Origin of the sequence: Chitinophaga agrisoli, from assembly GCF_008386695.1 — a bacterium.
Taxonomy (GTDB): domain Bacteria; phylum Bacteroidota; class Bacteroidia; order Chitinophagales; family Chitinophagaceae; genus Chitinophaga; species Chitinophaga agrisoli.
Genome location: NZ_VUOC01000002.1, coordinates 434,681 through 453,008, shown reverse-complemented (window position 1 = coordinate 453,008; position 18,328 = coordinate 434,681). Strand labels below are relative to the sequence as shown.

The following is an 18,328-nucleotide window of genomic DNA, read 5'->3' as shown; positions in this document are numbered from 1 at the left end:
GCGAAATAAAAGGTATCCGGTGTAATAGATTGGAATATTATTTTTGGAAATTCCGTTTGTCAATCGTAATATTGCGATAACGTAATGGCATAAGATCATGGGGGCCACTAAAACAGACCTATTTACAAAACAACAGAACGACATTGCCCAAATGGCAAAAGCGATTGCCCATCCTGCCCGTATTGCCATTCTCCAGTACCTGGTAAAAAAGAACGCCTGCGTATGCGGGGATCTGGTAGATGAGCTGGGCCTGGCCCAGGCCACCACCTCTCAGCATCTCAAAGAGCTGAAAGCGGCCGGCCTTATCCAGGGCACTATAGAAGGCGCCAGCGTTTGCTATTGTATTGATCCTAAAATCTGGAAACAATACCAGCAGCTATTTTCCGCTTTCTTTAAAGACGTAAACCTGGACGGCTCCTGCTGTTAAAATTTTTTGTCTGAATTCATCGCAATATTGCAATAATAAGATAATAAACTATCATCTGTTATGGCTACTGATCAACAATTAAAGGAGATGGTGCAACAGAAGTACAGCGAGATCGCTTTACAGGATAAAGCAGCTAACCAGGCCTCCTGTTGCGGCGCCGGTGGTTGCTCCACCGAGGTATACAACATCATGAGTGATGACTATTCCACGCTGGAAGGTTATAACCCGGATGCGGACCTGGGCCTGGGCTGCGGCCTGCCTACACAGTTTGCCCATATTAAGAAGGGAGATACCGTAATAGACCTGGGCTCCGGCGCCGGCAATGACTGCTTTATTGCCCGGCGGGAAACAGGAGAAACCGGTAAGGTCATCGGCATAGATTTTACTCCGGCTATGATCAATAAAGCCCGGGAAAATGCGGAGAAGCTACAATTTAACAACGTGGAGTTCCGCCAGGGAGATATTGAGCACATACCGGTGACTGCTAATACAGCAGACGTGATCGTCAGCAACTGTGTGCTGAACCTGGTACCCAATAAAGACGGCGTATTTAAGGAGATCTTCCGTGTCCTGAAACCAGGCGGCCATTTCAGTATTTCTGATATTGTACTGCAGGGAGAGCTGCCGCCTGCAATACAGGCTGCCGCAGAGATGTATGCTGGTTGTGTATCCGGCGCTATCCAAAAGGAAGCGTACCTGCGCTTAATAACAGGTAATGGCTTTACGGACATCACCATCCAGAAGGAGAAACTGATCACCATTCCTGATGATATACTGGCCGGGTATCTGGGCGCGGAAGAGATTGCGCAGTTCAGGGCCACAGACACAGGTATCTACAGCGTTACCGTATACGCAGAAAAACCTGCTGCGGCTCAAACATGCTGCGGGCCTGACTGTTGTAAATAATTCATTATGCAGATCATTCCAATGACGGCCGCTCACTGGCCACAGGTAAAAGCCATCTATGAAAGCGGCATAGCCACCGGCAACGCCACTTTCCAGACTTCCGCACCCGGATGGGAGGAATGGGATCGGTCCCATGTCAAAACCTGCCGGCTTGTAGCCATAGACGAGCACCAGGTTCTACTCGGCTGGGCCGCGCTTACGCCGGTATCCGGCAGATGCGTGTATGCCGGCGTTGGGGAGGTAAGCGTGTACATATCTGCTGAAGCGCAGGGGAGAGGTACAGGTACCTTGTTACTGAATGCGCTTATAGCGGCCAGCGAGCAAAACGGTTTCTGGACATTGCAGGCCGGCATATTCCCGGAAAATACAGCCAGCGTAAAGCTGCACGGGAAATGCGGTTTCCGGTTGATAGGGCGCCGGGAGAAGATCGGGCAAATGAACGGCCAATGGCGGGATACGCTGCTGTTGGAGCGGAGGAGCACTACCACAGGCGTATAAATAACACACACATGAGCACTCAAAATTGTAATCCGGCGCAGCGTAAACAACTCCGCTTCCTGGACAGATATCTTACGCTATGGATCTTACTTGCCATGGCCCTGGGCATTGGATTAGGTTACTTTTGGCCATCCACCGCCACTTTTATTAATTCTTTTTCCAGTGGCGCCACCAATGTTCCCCTGGCCATCGGGTTAATATTGATGATGTACCCGCCGCTGACAAAGGTGCACTATGAAAATATGGGCGAAGTATTTAAGGATAAAAAGGTGCTATCAGTATCCTTGTTACTTAACTGGATCATCGGCCCTACGCTGATGTTTGGGCTGGCAGTATTATTCCTGCATGGCTACCCGGAGTACATGACCGGCTTGATCCTTATAGGGCTGGCCCGCTGTATTGCCATGGTCATTGTATGGAATGAGCTGGCAGACGGTAACCGCGAATACGCCGCCGGACTGGTTGCCCTCAATAGCATATTTCAGGTACTGTTGTATAGTGTATACGCCTATATTTTCATTACATGGCTTCCAACGGTTTTTGGGATGAAAGGGATCAGCGTACAGGTTACTATAGGAGAAATAGCCCAAAGCGTAGCCATCTACCTTGGCATTCCTTTCGCCGCGGGCATTATCAGCCGCTACGGTCTTATTGCCTGGAAGGGAGAAACCTGGTTCCGCGAAAAGTATATACCGTTTATTTCACCCATCACCCTCATCGCCCTCTTATTTACCATTGTGGTGATGTTCAGCCTTAAGGGAAGATTGATCGTTCATATTCCGCTGGACGTAGTAAGGATCGCCATACCGTTGATGGTCTATTTCGCCATCATGTTCCTGGTCAGCTTCCTGTTAGGGAAGCTGATGGGGGCAGACTACTCAAAAAACACATCAATAGCCTTCACTGCTGCCGGCAACAACTTCGAGCTGGCTATCGCGGTAGCTATTGGCGTATTCGGCATCAACTCCGGACAGGCCTTTGTAGGCGTGATCGGTCCACTGGTAGAAGTACCAGCGCTGATCGCACTGGTGAACGTTGCCTTCTGGCTCAGAAAGAAATATTACAGACCTGCAACATTACAACGCGCATAATATGAAAATCGCACTATTCAGTGACATTCACGCCAATTTACCGGCGCTGGAAGCTTTCTTTAACGATGTAGATACCCGTCAGCCGGATGCCATCTACTGCCTGGGCGACCTGGTAGGTTACAACATCTGGCCCAATGAAGTGATCCGGGAAATTCGTAAGCGCCGTATCCCTGCCATCGCCGGTAATTATGATTTTGGTATTGGCCGGGCTATTGACGATTGCGGCTGTGCTTACAAAACAGATGCTGAAAAAGCGAATGGCGCCGTATCTATTTCTTTTACCAATCAGATCGTGGAAGAAAAGGAACGCCAATACCTCCGCACTTTGCCTGCCCATCTCAAAATTGAGTTCCAGCTAAACAACGACAGGCTAAATCTCCTGCTGGTACACGGCAGCCCCCGGAAGATCAATGAGTACCTGTTTGAGGACCGGGACGAGAAGAGCCTGCTCCGGATCATGCAGGACGCTGATGCGGATATTATGTGCTTTGGCCATACCCACAAACCCTATCATCGCATATTACCCGCCGTACCGGGAGAAGGTCCGCACTACCGCCATGCCATCAACATTGGCTCCGTAGGTAAGCCCAAAGATGGCGATCCCAGGGGAGGGTATGTATTATTACATCTCAATGAGCACAGCAGTGTATTGGACAAAGACGCCGCCCAGGTGGAGTTTATCCGCTTTACATATGATGTGGAAAAAGCCGCTCAGGCCGTAGAGAACAGTCCTTTGCCAGATGCCTATGCTGAAAGCCTCAGAAGAGGCGTATAAAAGACCCGCCAATGGATATACAAACAACATCTCTCGCCGTCTGGGAACAATTCAGCGGATCCCTGGAGACTTTCATCCACCAGAAGCTGAATTATACGGACCAATGCAACGATATACTGCAGGATCTGTATCTCAAAGTTTACATTAACATCGGGAAAATAGAGAAAGCCGGGAATATCAGGGCCTATTTATTCCAGATGGCGCATAACGCTGTTACTGATTACCACCGTAAGCAGCAGCGGGCGCCAGCGCTGGAAAATGATGAGATCATCAGCCTGCTGGAAGACAAACAGGACGAATTAAGCGAATACCAGCTCGCAGACTGTTGCCTCCGTCCGATGATCGAAACCTTACCGGAAATTTACCGGCAGGCGCTGATCCTTACTGAGCTGGAAGGACACACACAGCAACAACTGGCAGACAAATTGGATATTTCCCTTCCGGCAGCCAAATCCAGGGTGCAGCGCGCCCGGGAGAAACTAAAGGAAATCATCCTCCAATGCTGTAATTATGAGTTTGATAAATACGGCAACATCTTATCCTGCTGCAGCAGCGCACACTGTAAAACCGGCAATTGCTGAAAATCCTGCATCCTTTTCCAGGAACCTGCGTCATATAGTGGATAAACCACTTTTAAACAAATTCTTATCCAGATGAAACAGTTAGTTTTAGCAGGCCTTTGTATTATAGGCCTTACCGCAGCGATGGCTGCCGGCGTTGATAGAAAAGCTAAAAAACAAAAAGCAGCTGTCCAGAAAGAACAGTGCTGTAAAAAACAGACAAACTGTTGCGGTGGACAGTGTTGTCATTAAGAAAACGCAAAGGGCTCCGGTTCCGGAGCCTTTTGTACGTAAACCTAATTAGTGGGGCCACTGAACCGCTTATCAGTCAGTGAATGGAGAAAGGCCAGCAGATCTTTTTTCTCATCCGCCGTTAAACCCAGCGGCTTTGCCAGTATACTATCCCTGTTTACGGCATCCGGCACAAACTTTTCCGGCTCATTATAGAACTCGATCACCTCTTCCAGTGTTCTGAACATGCCATTATGCATATAGGGCGGCGTAACCGCCACATTACGCAGCGATCCGGTCTTAAACTTGCCCAGGTCGCCCGGCTGTCCGGTAACCACGGCACGCCCGCTGTCATTCAGCGTAGTACCATTATACAGGCCTATATTCCGGAAATCGCGCTGGGTGAGATCAGCCCCAAAATGGCACTGCACACATTTACCCTTACCATTAAAAAGGGTAAACCCGCGTTTAGCGGCATCGCTAACCGCCGCAGGATCATCGCTGAATTTCCAGTTGTCAAACGGGCTGTCACTGGTTTCCAATGTACGCTCAAAAGCGGCCAGGGCGGCGGCCAGGCTACTGCTATCCGGCTCGCGGTCAAAGAGCTTTTTAAAATACTGCCGGTAAGCAGGCTGCTGCCGCAAGCGCTGCAAAGCCACCGGTACCGGCAGGTTCATCTCGATGGGGTTGGCAATTGGGGCCAGGGCTTGCTCTTCCAGGCTGGCGGCGCGGCCATCCCAGAAAAAGGAATTCTGCAGTCTTACATTCATGGCGGTGGGGGTATTACGCACGCCTTTGCGGCCGCCTACGCCGGTGCTTACCATACCGGTATCAGCAAAAGCATGGCTGGGCTGGTGACAGCTGCCGCAGCTGATCGTACGGTCCACAGAAAGGACCGGATCAAAGAACAGCAACGCGCCCAGTCCGGCGATGTCTGCCGGCTCCTTATCCTTAAAGGACATGGGAACCAGCAGCACAACGATCGCGACAGCACCTGAAATGATCAATTGTTTCATGATAATAGCGGATTATTTTACTCTTCCCATGACTAGCTTGCTCATTCCTTGCTTTCTTTCAGCGCAGCTGTCTACTATCGGGATAAGGCGGAGGGAGTCGGCATTACTGAAAAAAAAGATCTTATATACGCCTCTTTTTCCTTCACAGCCATTATCGCTGAAGGTAAATATGTCGTCCTGGAGCGTATATGTTCCGCTTACAAAGGGTTTTTTGTTTACATACCCTTCAAAACTGTGATCCGTTTTAAAGACTACGCCGGTTACATTACCCTTGGGGGAGGGTTGGCTTTCCCATCTGCCGGTGAGGCGGTCTTCGGCCATTACAATGGATGCCATTACGGCCACATAGAGCAATACAATTTTCATAACAATTCTTTTTTTTTACGCAATTGTTTTAACGGGCACAAAATTATTGGCATTGGGAGCCGCGGGAAATAGTGAATTTCTACCATCGCCACCTCCCCACATTTGGGGATTGCCGGGTATTTGAAAGAAGGTTAAGTTTGTTACTTATTTTTCTGTAGCAGTATTATTTAATTTAAATTGAACACCCCAAATGCATTCACATCTTTTATTGAAGAGGCGTGTCAATCACATCATTTCCTTTCTCGATCCTGATCACCGGGAGGCGGAAGAAATAGACGAGGAGATCATGCACACCTTCTGCAACCTGCATAGGATCTTTCCTGAATGGACCATCTGCACCTGCCGGTTCATGCACTCGAACTTTTTTTACATAAGTGAAAATTTCCGCGATCTGTTAGGGCTTGATCCGTCCATCGGTATTGAAACCTGGCATCTGGATAATTTTTTCGACCGCGTGCACCCGGCGGATATGGCCGATTTTAACAAGGGCATTCATCTGCTCGAAGGATTGCTCCAGAAGGAAGACCCGGAAGAACATGACAGGTTCCGGTTTATATTCAATTACCGGGTATTGCGGACAGATGGCAGGTATATCTGTATCCATGACGAAAAGGCTATGATCCGGCTAAAGAATGGGCAGCGGCTGTATTTCCTGTTGCTCCGGGATATCAGCCATGAGGGGACCTTCTCCGGTTTCAAAATGACAGCTTATAAAACGGGGTATAACGAAAAAGTGTTGGAATATTATGCCGCCAGCGAGGCTACCGCTCAGCTTACGCCCCGCGAGAACGAGCTGATCCCCCTGATGAAACAAGGGCTTTCCATAAAAGAGGCGGCCGGCTGCCTGCGTATCAGCCCCAATACGGTGCGGAACATGCGGCAGAAGCTGTTCGAAAAATTCCAGGTCAATAATGTAATTGAGCTCCTGAACCGGTTGGATGTAAGTGGACTGGCGGCTGCCGTATGATCAGATCAGCTTATGATTAATAGCTTTTGCCACGGTTTCTGTAAGGGACGCTACATGCAGCTTTTCGTAGATCTTTTTTACATGGCTGCGTACCGTTTCGTAACTGATATGCAGCCGGTCTGCGATCATCTTATAGCTCAGCCCTTCCACAATACAGGCCAGCACCTCCTTTTCGCGGGGAGAGAGGTGGTAATCCACAGGGGGCGCTGTTTGTACCGGCATCTGCTGCAGTTTTTCCAGCACCTTACGGGCAATGGAAGGCGACATAGGCGCGCCACCGCACTGAAGGGAGGCAATGGAATCTGTTAAAAGGCTGTCCAGATGGTTCTTCAGGATGTACCCGGAAGCGCCGGCGCAGATCGACGCAAATACGCGCTCATCATCTTCAAAGGCGGTCTGCATTAAGATCTGTATATCCGGAAATGCTTGTTTGATAAGGCGCACCGCCTCAATGCCGGATATGCCGGGCATCTCAATATCCATCAGGATCACATCCGGCCGGCTGTTCCGGACGTCCTGTACACAATCCAATGCATGGGAAAAGGAACCGGCTATTTCTACATCGGGTACGGTCCTTAATAACAATGCGATACCGTCCCTTACGTTTTTGTTATCGTCAAATATTGCAATGCGTATGCTCATAAGTGGAGATATTATCTAAGTTCTTGTAAATTATGCAATACCGCAATCCCCAAAACTGGGGAGGCGTCCTGTTAAGTAACCGGAAACCGTAGCTGGATGGTGGTCCCCTGTCCGGGCCGGCTGGTAATGGTTAAACTGCCTTTCATTTCCTCCGCCCGCATCTGCATATTGTGTAATCCGTTACCTGATAGCGACTGGGAGGCATTGATCTTTACTTTCTCCGGCTCAAATCCTTTGCCATCGTCCTGTATGATCATCACCAGGTGATGGTGCTCCTTCCTGACCTTTACCCATAAATGCCGGCAGCCGGCATATTTGAGCACATTATTCACTGATTCCCGGAAGATGAGGTAAAAGTTCTTACGGCGCGTCATGCTTAAGCTGATCTGTTGCACGTCCTCATCAGTATCAAAATGGAAACTGATGCCTTTTGCCGTCGTCAGCGGCCTGGCAAAAGATTCCATCCGCTGCAAGATGGTGTGCATGCTGTCATTACGGGGATTGATGGCCCAAACGATATCATTCATGTCTACGATCATTTCACCCGCCGTGTCATTGATCTTGTCAATAGTGTCTTTCAGCGCGTCCGGCCGTTGCTGCTCGTAATATATCTTTGCTACCTGGCTGTATACGGCAATACTGCTCAGCGTGGAGCCCACATCATCATGCAGGTCCTGGGCGATCTTATTCCGGATGGCCTGTCTCTTCAATAGCTCATTGACCCGGTAGCGGTGAATGCCAAAGAGGGCGCCAATGATCAGCAGGGATAATAGCACATAGAATTGCCACCGCTGCCAGAAGGGAGGGATAATGACAATACGGATGCTGGCCGTTTTTTCGCTCCAGATCCCCTGGCTATTACTGGATTTTACCCGGAAAACGTATTCCCCGCCACGGAGGTTGGAAAACTGCGCAAACTGTTCCTGCCCTATCTCTACCCAGTCCTTATCCCATCCTGCCAGCTGATAGGCATACCGTACATCGCGTCCCGGGGAATAGAAGGGCGCGGCAAATTCGATCCTGAAATAGTTCTGGTTGTGGCGCAGGATGATCTTATCTTTTGCTAACAGCTGGCTGTAAGAGGTATTGAATATTTTAAGGTCTGTAAAATAGATATTGGGCTGCCGGTTTTGCCTGATCAGCGCCGTTGGGTTGAATGTGATGAAATACCCAGGCCCCGCCACGCACATATGGCCATTACGATCTTTGCAGATGGGGCCGGATACGCCGCCGGATCTTTCAATATCCGGCAGCTGGTAGGAAAAATATAACTTGTCTTCGGGAGCGTATTTATGCAGGTTCCCGTTACTGATCATCCATACATGTCCTTTGTTATCGAGTTGGAGCCCTTCCAGCAGGTTTTCAGAATCCGGTACATGGGTAAACCTGCGGGAGCTGGTGTCAAAATAGTTCAATCCGCCGCCATAGGTGCTTAGCCACAGATTACCCTTATCGTCCTCCGCCATATCATATACATTATCATTGCTGATAGTGCCCGGCATGGCAGGGTTATTATACAGGTATTCCACCCACGGATGCGGGTGTTTGGCCCAGTTGCCAAGACCGGTCCTGGTGGTGGCCAGCCATATTTTTCCACTGCGGGTCTTGAAGATCTTCCTGATAAGATTATCCGTAAGGTGGTAACGCGGCAGTATATTCCGTACCGTATCCATCCGCGATACCCAGCGCTGCTCCGTGAGATCATAATACGCCAGGAAATGCCCATAGGGTGATACCAGCAGCACCGGATGGCCGTCAATCGTGTCCCGCACAATAGATACCACCCTCGATTTAATGATCTTGTTCATTACGGCGTCCTTTTCCGTATTGGGCAGTAACGTTATTTGGTGGTTTTGCGCATTAAAGCGGAATAGGGAGTAGTTGGTGCCCAGGTAAATGGCCCCGTTTTCATCCCGGAAGAATTTTGTAACGCTCAGGGAAACGCCATTATACTGCAGCGGCAAATGCCGGAAAGAGCCCGTGGCAGGGTGATAGATATACAGGCCATTACTGGCGCCGATCCACAGATCATTATTATCGTCCCGGTAAAGATCATAGATAGTGGGGCGCTTTTCATCCCCTGCTACGGGAGGAAGGAATACCTGCTCAAATTGTTTTTGCAATGGGTGATGGATGCTGATGCCTTTGCTGGTGCCCAGCCATACTACGCCATCTTTATCAGTATAGATGCAATTGATCCGGTCCGCGCTAACCGTGCCCTCCAGCGCCGGATCATAGCCGTAATGATAGAAACGTTGCTGTACCGGATCATATACCTGCAGCCCCTTACTGCCGCCGCCCATCCATAGCAGCCCGTTATGGTCTTCCGCAAAGCTGGAGATCTCATCATTCAGAAAACCCGGTGGGTGTTTGTTCTCTTCAAACATTTCTTCTCTGCCGGTAGCGGCGTTGAACCGGTAGATCACTTTATCCCATGAGCCGTACCACATATTCTTTTTACGGTCGCAAAACAGTGCGGTTACGCTCATATGGGGCAGGTTGGCATACAGGTTGGTATATCGTTCATCCATCTGGTAGCTGAGATCACGCGGATTGATCTTTAAGAGGCCGCCTCCCTGCCGGCCCGCCCAGATAATGCCACTGGCATCCATACAAAGGTCAAGGATCCCCTGGGTGCCTTTTTTTACCGGCTGGTCAAACCGTTCCGTGCGCTTATCAAAGCGCCATATCCCTTTCCCGCCGGTGCCCAGCCAGAGATAGCCATGCGGGTCGTATAGCAGGGTATTAATAATATTGACGGGAATCGATGCGCTGTCTGTCTGCGAATGCCGGTATTGTTTAAACTGCTCCGCAGGGGGCAGGCGGTGATCATACTTGGTTAACCCGCCGTCTGCGGTGGCGATCCATAAAAGCTGGTCATTGTCTTCTATGATATCAGTGATGATATTTCCTGAAAGCGAGGCGGCATTACCCGGCTCATTCCGGAATACGGTAAAGGTATGGCCATCATAACGGTTCAGCCCATTCTCTGTTCCGATCCACATAAAACCGCGTTTATCCTGTAAAAAGCAGTTGACCATATTGTGCGACAAGCCGTTTTCTGTAGTAAGTCTTTCGAAATACAGGTGCGGAGCCTGTGCCTGTAAATTCCCTACAAGGCAAAACAGTACGGCGGCAGTAAAAATTGATCTGAATGGCATGGCTATCTAAAACCAGATGAGAAACAGTTCCTGTTGATCCAGCAAAGGCCTTTGGGGTTGATATATCCTGTCGTAACAAAAATAAGAAAAGATACGGGGTTAACACACCGGCGCTCCCGATAAAATATCAATAACCGTTTTTCCGGGCAGCACGCTGTATACTGGGATCTGGATGGCATATTGCTTACATAGCTCCTTTATCCTGCTATTGATCTGTTCATCGGAATACCTGGAAGAAAAATGCCCAAGGATCAGACATTCAATATTGATCGCGGCAACCGATCTTATGACCTCCTCAAGCGTGCTGTGTTTATTGCCATGTGGTTGGATATGATCTCCTCCCAGGAAAGTAGCTTCATGAATTAATACTTTCGAATTATTCCAATATGCAAAGTTTTCCGGAGGAGTGTCGCCACTATAGGATAGCAGTATTGTTTCAACGTTGGTATGTGTGGCTTCCTTACCCAGCGTTTCAATTGTTTTCTTTATTTCAACGGGCGGCAGGGTAACATACTCCGGTCGCAGTTTGGTTTTTACATTCACCACCTTAAACCCAAAGCTTTTGTAGATATTTTCACTGGCCGCAACATGATTGTTCCTTAGCGCCTCCACATAAATGTCTTTTTTTATCCAGATCTTATCCCTGTCAATGATGGGTTTCCAGACAGCGCCTTGTACATGTGGATCAAATTTTACTGAAAAATCCCTCAGCGGCGGAAACGATCCGCTGTCCCGCGGATGGTGGATGACAGGGAAACCCTGCCTTGCATTTAATTGATTAAACTGCAAAAGACCCGTTATATGGTCCCTGTCAGCATGTGAAATGAATATATTGTCAACCTTTCTGCTTTTTTGTAATAAAGACGAAACAACACCATCGCCACAATCGAATAGTAAGCCTAATTCTTCTATGAAATACCAGGTGGAAAATAATGCGGTCGAATATCCGGAGATTGTAAGGTCCATGCTAAAGTTGGTGTTTTTGATCAAGTGGCAAAATTATGACACTATTTGAAATTGTAAAGAAAATCGTTATATTACTTATAATACAATTATCCTCAACCTTAAATCAACCCCAATGGACAATCAGCCGGTCAATGTGAATCCCTTCAGGAAATATGGAGCGCTCCATAATAAAGGCCTTACTTCCCTAGTAGACAAACTATCGGGCAAATCAAGGGATGGTCTTTCCCTGGATCTGATCATTGAAACAGTATGCGATTACTTAGCCGTTGTCACAGGTCAGACAACAGAAGCTGATAAGGCGATCAGTTATTCAATGATCGCGGACATACTTAGTAAAACCAATAAAGGCGACCTTGGTGAAAAACTGCGCCAGGCAGAGCTAGGGAAGGACGCGATTGAAATGATCACCAGCTTGCTGAAATTTGAATCCGATAATGTTGAGGAGATCAAAGCGCGGATACAACAGGTAGAAAATGAGGTCTTTGCCGGGGAATACAATGATAAAGACAAAAACTTTGTGTTATTGGCACTGGCTATTGCAGATGCCAGCGTAGACTTTTGGGACAAGGAATTGCAGAATGCAGATTCTTTCTGGCGGAAGCTGGGAAAAAAGGTAAGGCGGTTGCCCTGGAAAGCGGATGTTGGTGGCGCAGTTAGCGCCGCGGTTGATCCAGTATCGAGCATAGTATTCCATGTTATTCCCGGCGGTACCGCGTTGACAATAACCAAAATTGTAGGAAGCGCTGTCGTAGCCTCGGCGTTCAGCTATATTACGGAATCAGGGAAATTGGATAATGAAGACGAGCAGGCAAATCTCGCAAAGGAAAAACGGGAATGGCTGAAGGAGGCGGCAAAGAATGCAGGTAATAAGCCGCTGTAATGATGGTGGGTTGATCAGCCTTTCCAGACCGGCGCTTAGGGTTCCCCTGATTAAGGTTTTTTCTCCGGTAAAGGCAGATCATATTGGTCCCTTAGCTTCTTCGACAAAGGGGGAATGTTCGCATGTTTTAACCATGCAAGGATCCCGGCGGGGGTATAGATCTCCCTGGTTACGTTATCATCCGTCATAGCAATAAACTTTTCGCCGGTTTCAGAGAGGCTGACGAAGACCGCATTATTCAATAAGCTCAGGTCATAGTCTACCAGCTTTTTACCATCCCCGTCAAATAGAGAGCAGCGGTTCTCGCTTTTTAGGATAAATGCATTACCATTTTGGGAGAAGAAAACTTCATTCGCAGAGAAAGAGTCATTTAACCGGAGCGAAACATAATCGCCGGCGCTGATAAACTCCTTGGTATAGAAGAAACGCAGTTTATCGCCTGCTATGTTATAAAGGTAATTATTGTAGTTACGTGTACAGATCAGCATCCTGTTGGATGTAGGAAAAAAGGATGCATCAAATATTTCCTCGTTTTTTATCGCTACCAGTTTGGATGTAAGATCAGAAAGATCCAGCAATAACACGCCTCTTCGCAGGGTAAAGCTCAGGAACCGGTGATCATCTGACTGCCTGACCTTTCTGCCTGGTTCGTTTGGGATATCAAATTTTTCTGTCTTGCCCTGCCGGGAACATATAAAGCAATTTCCAGAACTGTCAATTACAAAAAGTTGATCCTCCCTGCCGGCCATTTCATAATAATCGTTGATAATAGTTTTTTTGTTGATGGTAAAGCTGTCTGTCTTGCCGTCCGGGAGGGATAGCCGGATTATCCTGTTACTATCGGCTATGCCATAAAAGAAACGGTTGTTGCCTGCCAGCTTGCGATAATCGAGCGCTCTTCCCGTAACGGTTTGGCTGATCCGTTCAAATTGGTTGTTCCTGAATTCGAACTGCAGACACGAATCCTCATCAATAGCAAAGAATAATGGAAACTTTTCTATAACCAGGTAAGATCCGCTTAAATAAAGCTCATGGTAGGATTGTTCATCGGAGATGGAACAGATAACAGAGTCCGCATCTTCATCTATATTTGAGAAAACATATTTCTTTTTACCGCCATCTACATATTTCGCCAGGCGGGTTTCGGTAGGCCCAAAAAACCGGCTTTCAAATGCCCTTTCGTTAAAATCCCAGTAGCGGATCACATTCCTGTCATAGGATAGTTTTTTGGCATCCAGGCTGTCAAATGAAGCAAAGAAAACACCATTATACCTGATCTTCCTGAAATGATCGCCCAGGCCGATCGTAGTAGTAAGATCCTCATCACTCAGTTTGTTGCCATACTCATCCTGCGTATTGAGAACGGTAATATAGCTGCCGCCAACGGCCTGTGACTGGTAGAAGCTTAGGTCAGTTTCCGTAGTTACGTAGGTGTGTTTGTTTTCTTCATTAAAGGCAAACATGGAGTCCTTATAAAATATATTCACATCACCGGTATTGGCAATTATTATCTCACTGAGATCCCTGCGCAGATCAAATACTGGGATACTGTCGCCCAGGCGAAGCAACTGCGCGGTCGATCCTTTGGAATCCTCCCCGCTCGTAAGCAACATCCAGTAGCCAAATTTATCGATCGTCAGGTATCTCAGTTCAGGATCAACAAGAAAGGAATAAGCGGGCATGGATACATCTGGTCCATATATTTGTAACCTGTTGTCGTTTTTTACGATAAAGCTATCACTGGCAGGATAGGGATAGATGGCTTCTCCCTGTAAGATGCGGGGGATGAGTGCTCCCCGCACATTTTTCATATCTATCACAACACTGGGCTGTCCAAAAAGAAAAGCGCCGGAAAATGAATGACTGAGGTGCTGGAGGCTGCCATCTATTTTATTCTCCCGTAACAGGGTTCCACCGGCGCTAAATATGGAAATATAGCTGGTCTTTTCCGTACCAGACAGTACTACGATATTATTTTCCTTATTGTGCAGGAAGATCGCTTCCTTGACCTCCGATGGCGTAGCGGGTTTTAGAACGGCCAGCATCCTTCCCTTAAGATTCCATAACCTGGCCACGGAATCTTCAAGGCATACGCTTACCAGTGTGCGGGAGCTGGTATTAAAATCCGCTGTCATCACTTGTTTAGGATGTTCCATATTGGCCAGCGTAAACAGGTTAATGTCAGTAGCAAAACCCGTCAGCATTTGTAGCTTCTGCATCACGCTGGTTTCTTCCGGAGACAAGCTGGCGGCATATTCCAACAACCTGATAGCATCCGAAGGCAGATATTTGTCGCTTTCACTGGCCAGGTAAAGCGCTTTGTTCCTGGCAGCAGTATCCTGCGCTATCTTTGCCTGTATAACGGCGATCACCGCTACCGCGCCAATGACCAGGAACGCCGCCGTAATAATGGCAATATTCCTTCTGGCGCCGCGTACCTTTGCTTTATAGGATGCTTCAATGAACGCATGCTCTATTTGGTTAAGCCTGGCTGTTATTTCCGGCCTTCTCGCCAGGCTTAGCCTTGGGTCCGTTTTCCATAGATACTTATTTTTCCTTTTGGGATCCGTTTCTTTATAATATTCTATGGCAGTATCCTTTATAGCCTCATGCAGGAGCAGGTTGTTTTTTTCTGTTCTGCCGGTATTTTCAGGATCTTCATTTAACCAGTTTAGCAGCATGGGCCAGGAACGCAGCAGGGCGTCATGTGCAGGTTCTGTATATTCATTCCCTTTTTCATCTGTGCCGGAGTTCAGTAACCTTTCTTTTTCCAGGTGGATCTTGATCTCCTGGATGGTAGCCGTCGCATCAGGATCTGAAAATAACAGATCATTCAGTGTTTCGTTGTTGCCTTGATCCGTATAATACCGGGTGAATATTTTTCTTTTGGCAATTTCTCCGCCATCCAATGATATCATCCTGTAAATAAGGAATCTGAAGAGCTGCTGTTTGCGTGGATTTCCCTGATAGGTTTCATAAGCTTCCGTTGCTTTTCTTTCAATGATGTTTGATATGCCGCTGAACTGGTTGTATACCGCCTCCAGCAGGTTTACTCCCTCTTTTTTTGCATATAGCTCAGCCAGCGCCATAGACAGGAGTGGGAGGGAACCCGGTTGTTGATGTGCCTCGTCTACGATCCTGTTGATAAAATCCTCGCTGCTGCGTTTTTCGTCCTGTGCCTGTAGTGGTTTGAATTCAAGCACTTCCTGTGCGGCAGGTTGTGTAACGATCTCTTTAAGCTCCTGCCGGGCAAATGGCGGTACCACAAACCGGTGGTAACCGTTACGGTTGGCAACAGGTGCAATAAAACCTTCCTTAAAATGGGCTTCAAAGTCTGAGCGGATGCTGACAATAACTGTATGCCGGTCAGGTAGCATGGCCAGGGCCTGTTCAAAATCGTTCCGTTCTTTTTCGTTATTACATTCCGTGATCAGTTCCTCATATTGATCCACAAGTATAATACGCCGCTGTGGATCGTTCCCGCATTCAACCAGGAACGCGGCGTGTGTGCTGTAAGGCTTTTTACCGGGACGGATCTCGTGCCAGCTGTCAAACCCCAATGCTTTATAAAGTGGTAACAGGCCCGCCCGTATCAGGGATGATTTGCCGATACCGGATGGCCCGGTTACTACCACTATCCGGTGCGCAGTGATAATTTTACGTAAGGACGGATAATAGGTACTGTCAACTGACCAGCCATCTTCAATCACCCGCTTCCTGCCGTAGAACAAACCGTTATCCCCCGGGGCATAAGCATCCAGGCCTTTATACGGATTACGGCCCGTTTTATGCAGCAACCGGATCCTGTTCTCCTCCTGGAGCTTTGGGTTCAGGAAAACAAACTGTCCTTTATCATGTTTCTCCAGCGGAAAGAGCATGGGCGCCTGCCGTTTCTCCCGTGATATACCGGCGCTATATAATTGCTGGAAAACGCTGTTTTCGAGATAAAGACAAAGTTCCGCCACGGTAATGATACCGTCCTTCGGTATAGCTTCTGAGGAATAGTCCGCCTCCCCGGATTTGAGGGCATTTACCAGCTTTTGTGCAAACGGGGACAGCTCATCCGTTTCTCCATCGCTTTCCCTTTTGCCAAGCCGTAGCGTGTCAATAGCCATCTGGTCATGCGCAGAGGAGGTAAGCACCTGCCAGGCGTTATGTTTGGTATATTGCTCAAACCGCTCATAATAGATCGTTTTGGGGATGGCCGCAGTGCCCAGGCCCCTGGTGCGCTCACTCCAGCGGAAAGCGCCTGCATAACAACAATCAAGTATGACCAGTAGATGTTTGCAAGGCAACTTGCCCAGGATAGACATGATATCATTCATCTTGACAAACGTCTTTTCCTGGCCCGCCCTGGCATTGGATGCCAGCAAAAAACCTTCCGGCCGGTCATTGCTGTCAATAGCAATACCATGCCCGGCGAAATAGAATAAGAGCCTGTCTTCGTGCTCCGCTTTTATTCCGGAAAGGAATTTTAACAACGTGTGCCCGCTGCAATCCAGCAAAGGATTGGAGATAGCAAAAACCTTCCCATCTTTGCAATGATCCACCGGCCCGATAGTAAACCCATGCTGCTCTTCCAAAACGTTTTTTAACGCAGCCACGTCTTTAGCCGGGCTTGACAGGTTGTTTATATGCGGGGAAGCATAGCGGCTGATGGCAACCAGGTAAGCCTTGCTATTCTTGAAAAATGGGGAACCTACGGACACCGCATTCATTCCATTGTCCATACTTTTGGGGGCGTTTATCAGATTAGGAATATTGGGGCGTAATGTTTACTCAATATACACATTGTTTCTGATATACGGGATGTAGGCGCCTGCGCCGCTTACGCTTGTCTATGCCGGTACCGCAACGGGTGGGTTACCAGTCGCGCCGGCTGTAAACGGATGTTTGCGCTTTGCCTTGAAACGCAATACGCGCGACTGTCGCTGACTTGAAGCCGGAGCAGGAATGATAGCAGTAGACCTGGCTTCCAACTGAATGATCGCTGGCTGCCGCCCGTTCGTTGACGCTGCCTTTTCCACCGGCTTAAGACCGGCTTCATTGATCTCCGGTTGCGGAGCTGCAGTCTGTTTCGGATCTGCACAGGCCACCGGCTTAGGATCAATACTGCTGGCCGCCTCTTTCTGCAGATAGGCCGTTTCCAGCTTTGCCCGCACCGTAGCCTCATCTACGCCATCCCGCAGCAAACGCATGGCTTCTCCGGTAAGCGCCTGGTAACGCGCCCGCTTCCGTTGTTTAGCCGGCAATTTCCAGTAAATGGCTGATCCGATGACAGATGCCTGCGCCATCCATCCGGCATACTCCATGGTGCGTCTGAACGCTGGAGTTCTTTTAACCCGCCGGGCGCTTAAGCTGCTTTTTTTTCTTACATAATACTTGCCGTCCAGTTTGTAATAGGTACGGCCGTCGAAGGTGCCCTCGATAAAAACAGGGCCTTTTTGCTTTCCCATAAACATATTTTTTAGGTACCGGCAAATGTAAAGGCGCCGTCAATACCACCCAAATGCACCTGACATTTCTGGCGTTTTTGTACAAAATAATCGGTTTTGTACAAAATGGGCATTTTGCGACAAAATGAACGTTTTTGATCAGCATGATACTCCATAGGACAAGACACGCCTGCTCATGCAGGCAGTGAACTTTCCGCTATCGCCAGCAATCTATCTGATCCATAACCAGGGATACACTGCCACATAAGGGGATACCGCCCGGCATGTAACAGGAGCTGTTTTGCCTGCCAACCGCCTTTTATAGCGCTTTAAACCAGCTCCCCACTAGGGCTCAAAGGCGTTCAGGAGGTTTGTTAATAGCGTTCCATCCCTGTATTCTCCCTAAG

16 protein-coding genes are annotated in these 18,328 nt (G+C 48.3%); 9 read left to right on the top strand and 7 right to left on the bottom strand.

What is annotated here, in order from left to right; all coding sequences use genetic code 11:
* The first annotated feature begins 97 nt into the window (after nucleotides 1-97).
* The 7 genes from F0L74_RS09205 (at nucleotide 98) to F0L74_RS33235 (ending at nucleotide 4,509) form a co-directional block, all read left to right on the top strand.
* A complete protein-coding gene (locus tag F0L74_RS09205) occupies nucleotides 98-427 on the top strand; it encodes an ArsR/SmtB family transcription factor (RefSeq protein WP_149837567.1) in 330 nt (109 codons plus the stop codon).
* 60 nt (nucleotides 428-487) lie between these two features.
* Nucleotides 488-1,333 carry an arsenite methyltransferase gene (locus F0L74_RS09200; RefSeq protein WP_149837566.1) on the top strand — a complete coding sequence of 282 codons (846 nt, stop codon included), beginning with the start codon at nucleotides 488-490 and terminating at the stop codon, nucleotides 1,331-1,333.
* Between the two features lie 6 nt (nucleotides 1,334-1,339).
* Complete coding sequence (locus F0L74_RS09195; protein WP_149837565.1) at nucleotides 1,340-1,831, top strand: GNAT family N-acetyltransferase; 492 nt, start codon at nucleotides 1,340-1,342, stop codon at nucleotides 1,829-1,831.
* Between the two features lie 11 nt (nucleotides 1,832-1,842).
* Nucleotides 1,843-2,922, top strand: a complete 1,080-nt coding sequence (arsB, locus tag F0L74_RS09190) for an ACR3 family arsenite efflux transporter (RefSeq protein WP_149837564.1) — start codon at nucleotides 1,843-1,845, stop codon at nucleotides 2,920-2,922.
* A gap of 1 nt (nucleotide 2,923) precedes the next feature.
* Complete coding sequence (locus F0L74_RS09185; RefSeq protein WP_149837563.1) at nucleotides 2,924-3,697, top strand: metallophosphoesterase family protein; 774 nt, start codon at nucleotides 2,924-2,926, stop codon at nucleotides 3,695-3,697.
* An 11-nt stretch (nucleotides 3,698-3,708) separates the two neighbouring features.
* Nucleotides 3,709-4,278 carry an RNA polymerase sigma factor SigZ gene (sigZ, locus tag F0L74_RS09180; RefSeq protein ID WP_149837562.1) on the top strand — a complete coding sequence of 190 codons (570 nt, stop codon included), beginning with the start codon at nucleotides 3,709-3,711 and terminating at the stop codon, nucleotides 4,276-4,278.
* A gap of 72 nt (nucleotides 4,279-4,350) precedes the next feature.
* Nucleotides 4,351-4,509 (top strand): hypothetical protein, encoded by a 159-nt coding sequence (locus F0L74_RS33235; protein ID WP_188315932.1) that lies wholly within the window; start codon nucleotides 4,351-4,353, stop codon nucleotides 4,507-4,509.
* 44 nt (nucleotides 4,510-4,553) lie between these two features.
* Here F0L74_RS33235 and F0L74_RS09175 read toward each other — a convergent pair whose 3' ends face one another.
* Nucleotides 4,554-5,504 (bottom strand): cytochrome-c peroxidase, encoded by a 951-nt coding sequence (locus F0L74_RS09175; protein WP_213086931.1) that lies wholly within the window; start codon nucleotides 5,502-5,504, stop codon nucleotides 4,554-4,556.
* A 12-nt stretch (nucleotides 5,505-5,516) separates the two neighbouring features.
* A complete protein-coding gene (locus tag F0L74_RS33630; protein ID WP_213086930.1) occupies nucleotides 5,517-5,870 on the bottom strand; it encodes a hypothetical protein in 354 nt (117 codons plus the stop codon).
* A 190-nt stretch (nucleotides 5,871-6,060) separates the two neighbouring features.
* Between F0L74_RS33630 and F0L74_RS09170 the strand changes: the two genes are divergently transcribed.
* A complete protein-coding gene (locus F0L74_RS09170) occupies nucleotides 6,061-6,837 on the top strand; it encodes a helix-turn-helix transcriptional regulator (protein WP_149837561.1) in 777 nt (258 codons plus the stop codon).
* Here F0L74_RS09170 and F0L74_RS09165 read toward each other — a convergent pair whose 3' ends face one another.
* From F0L74_RS09165 to F0L74_RS09155, 3 genes are all read right to left on the bottom strand, one after another.
* A complete protein-coding gene (locus F0L74_RS09165) occupies nucleotides 6,838-7,479 on the bottom strand; it encodes a response regulator transcription factor (protein WP_149837560.1) in 642 nt (213 codons plus the stop codon). It lies immediately after the preceding gene.
* A 71-nt stretch (nucleotides 7,480-7,550) separates the two neighbouring features.
* The gene (locus tag F0L74_RS09160) at nucleotides 7,551-10,640 is read right to left on the bottom strand and encodes a sensor histidine kinase (protein ID WP_149837559.1); all 3,090 of its coding nucleotides are present in this window, start codon (nucleotides 10,638-10,640) and stop codon (nucleotides 7,551-7,553) included.
* A gap of 99 nt (nucleotides 10,641-10,739) precedes the next feature.
* Nucleotides 10,740-11,606, bottom strand: a complete 867-nt coding sequence (locus F0L74_RS09155; RefSeq protein ID WP_149837558.1) for an MBL fold metallo-hydrolase — start codon at nucleotides 11,604-11,606, stop codon at nucleotides 10,740-10,742.
* Between the two features lie 112 nt (nucleotides 11,607-11,718).
* On the opposite strand from F0L74_RS09155, the gene F0L74_RS09150 reads away from it, so the two are divergent.
* Nucleotides 11,719-12,486: a hypothetical protein gene (locus F0L74_RS09150; protein WP_149837557.1), complete on the top strand. Its 768-nt coding sequence runs from the start codon at nucleotides 11,719-11,721 to the stop codon at nucleotides 12,484-12,486.
* A gap of 50 nt (nucleotides 12,487-12,536) precedes the next feature.
* Here F0L74_RS09150 and F0L74_RS09145 read toward each other — a convergent pair whose 3' ends face one another.
* Nucleotides 12,537-17,216 carry an nSTAND1 domain-containing NTPase gene (locus F0L74_RS09145; protein ID WP_149837556.1) on the bottom strand — a complete coding sequence of 1,560 codons (4,680 nt, stop codon included), beginning with the start codon at nucleotides 17,214-17,216 and terminating at the stop codon, nucleotides 12,537-12,539.
* Between the two features lie 108 nt (nucleotides 17,217-17,324).
* On the bottom strand, nucleotides 17,325-17,942 hold the full coding sequence (locus F0L74_RS09140) for a hypothetical protein (protein ID WP_149837555.1): 618 nt from the start codon (nucleotides 17,940-17,942) through the stop codon (nucleotides 17,325-17,327).
* Between the last annotated feature and the right edge of the window lie 386 nt (nucleotides 17,943-18,328).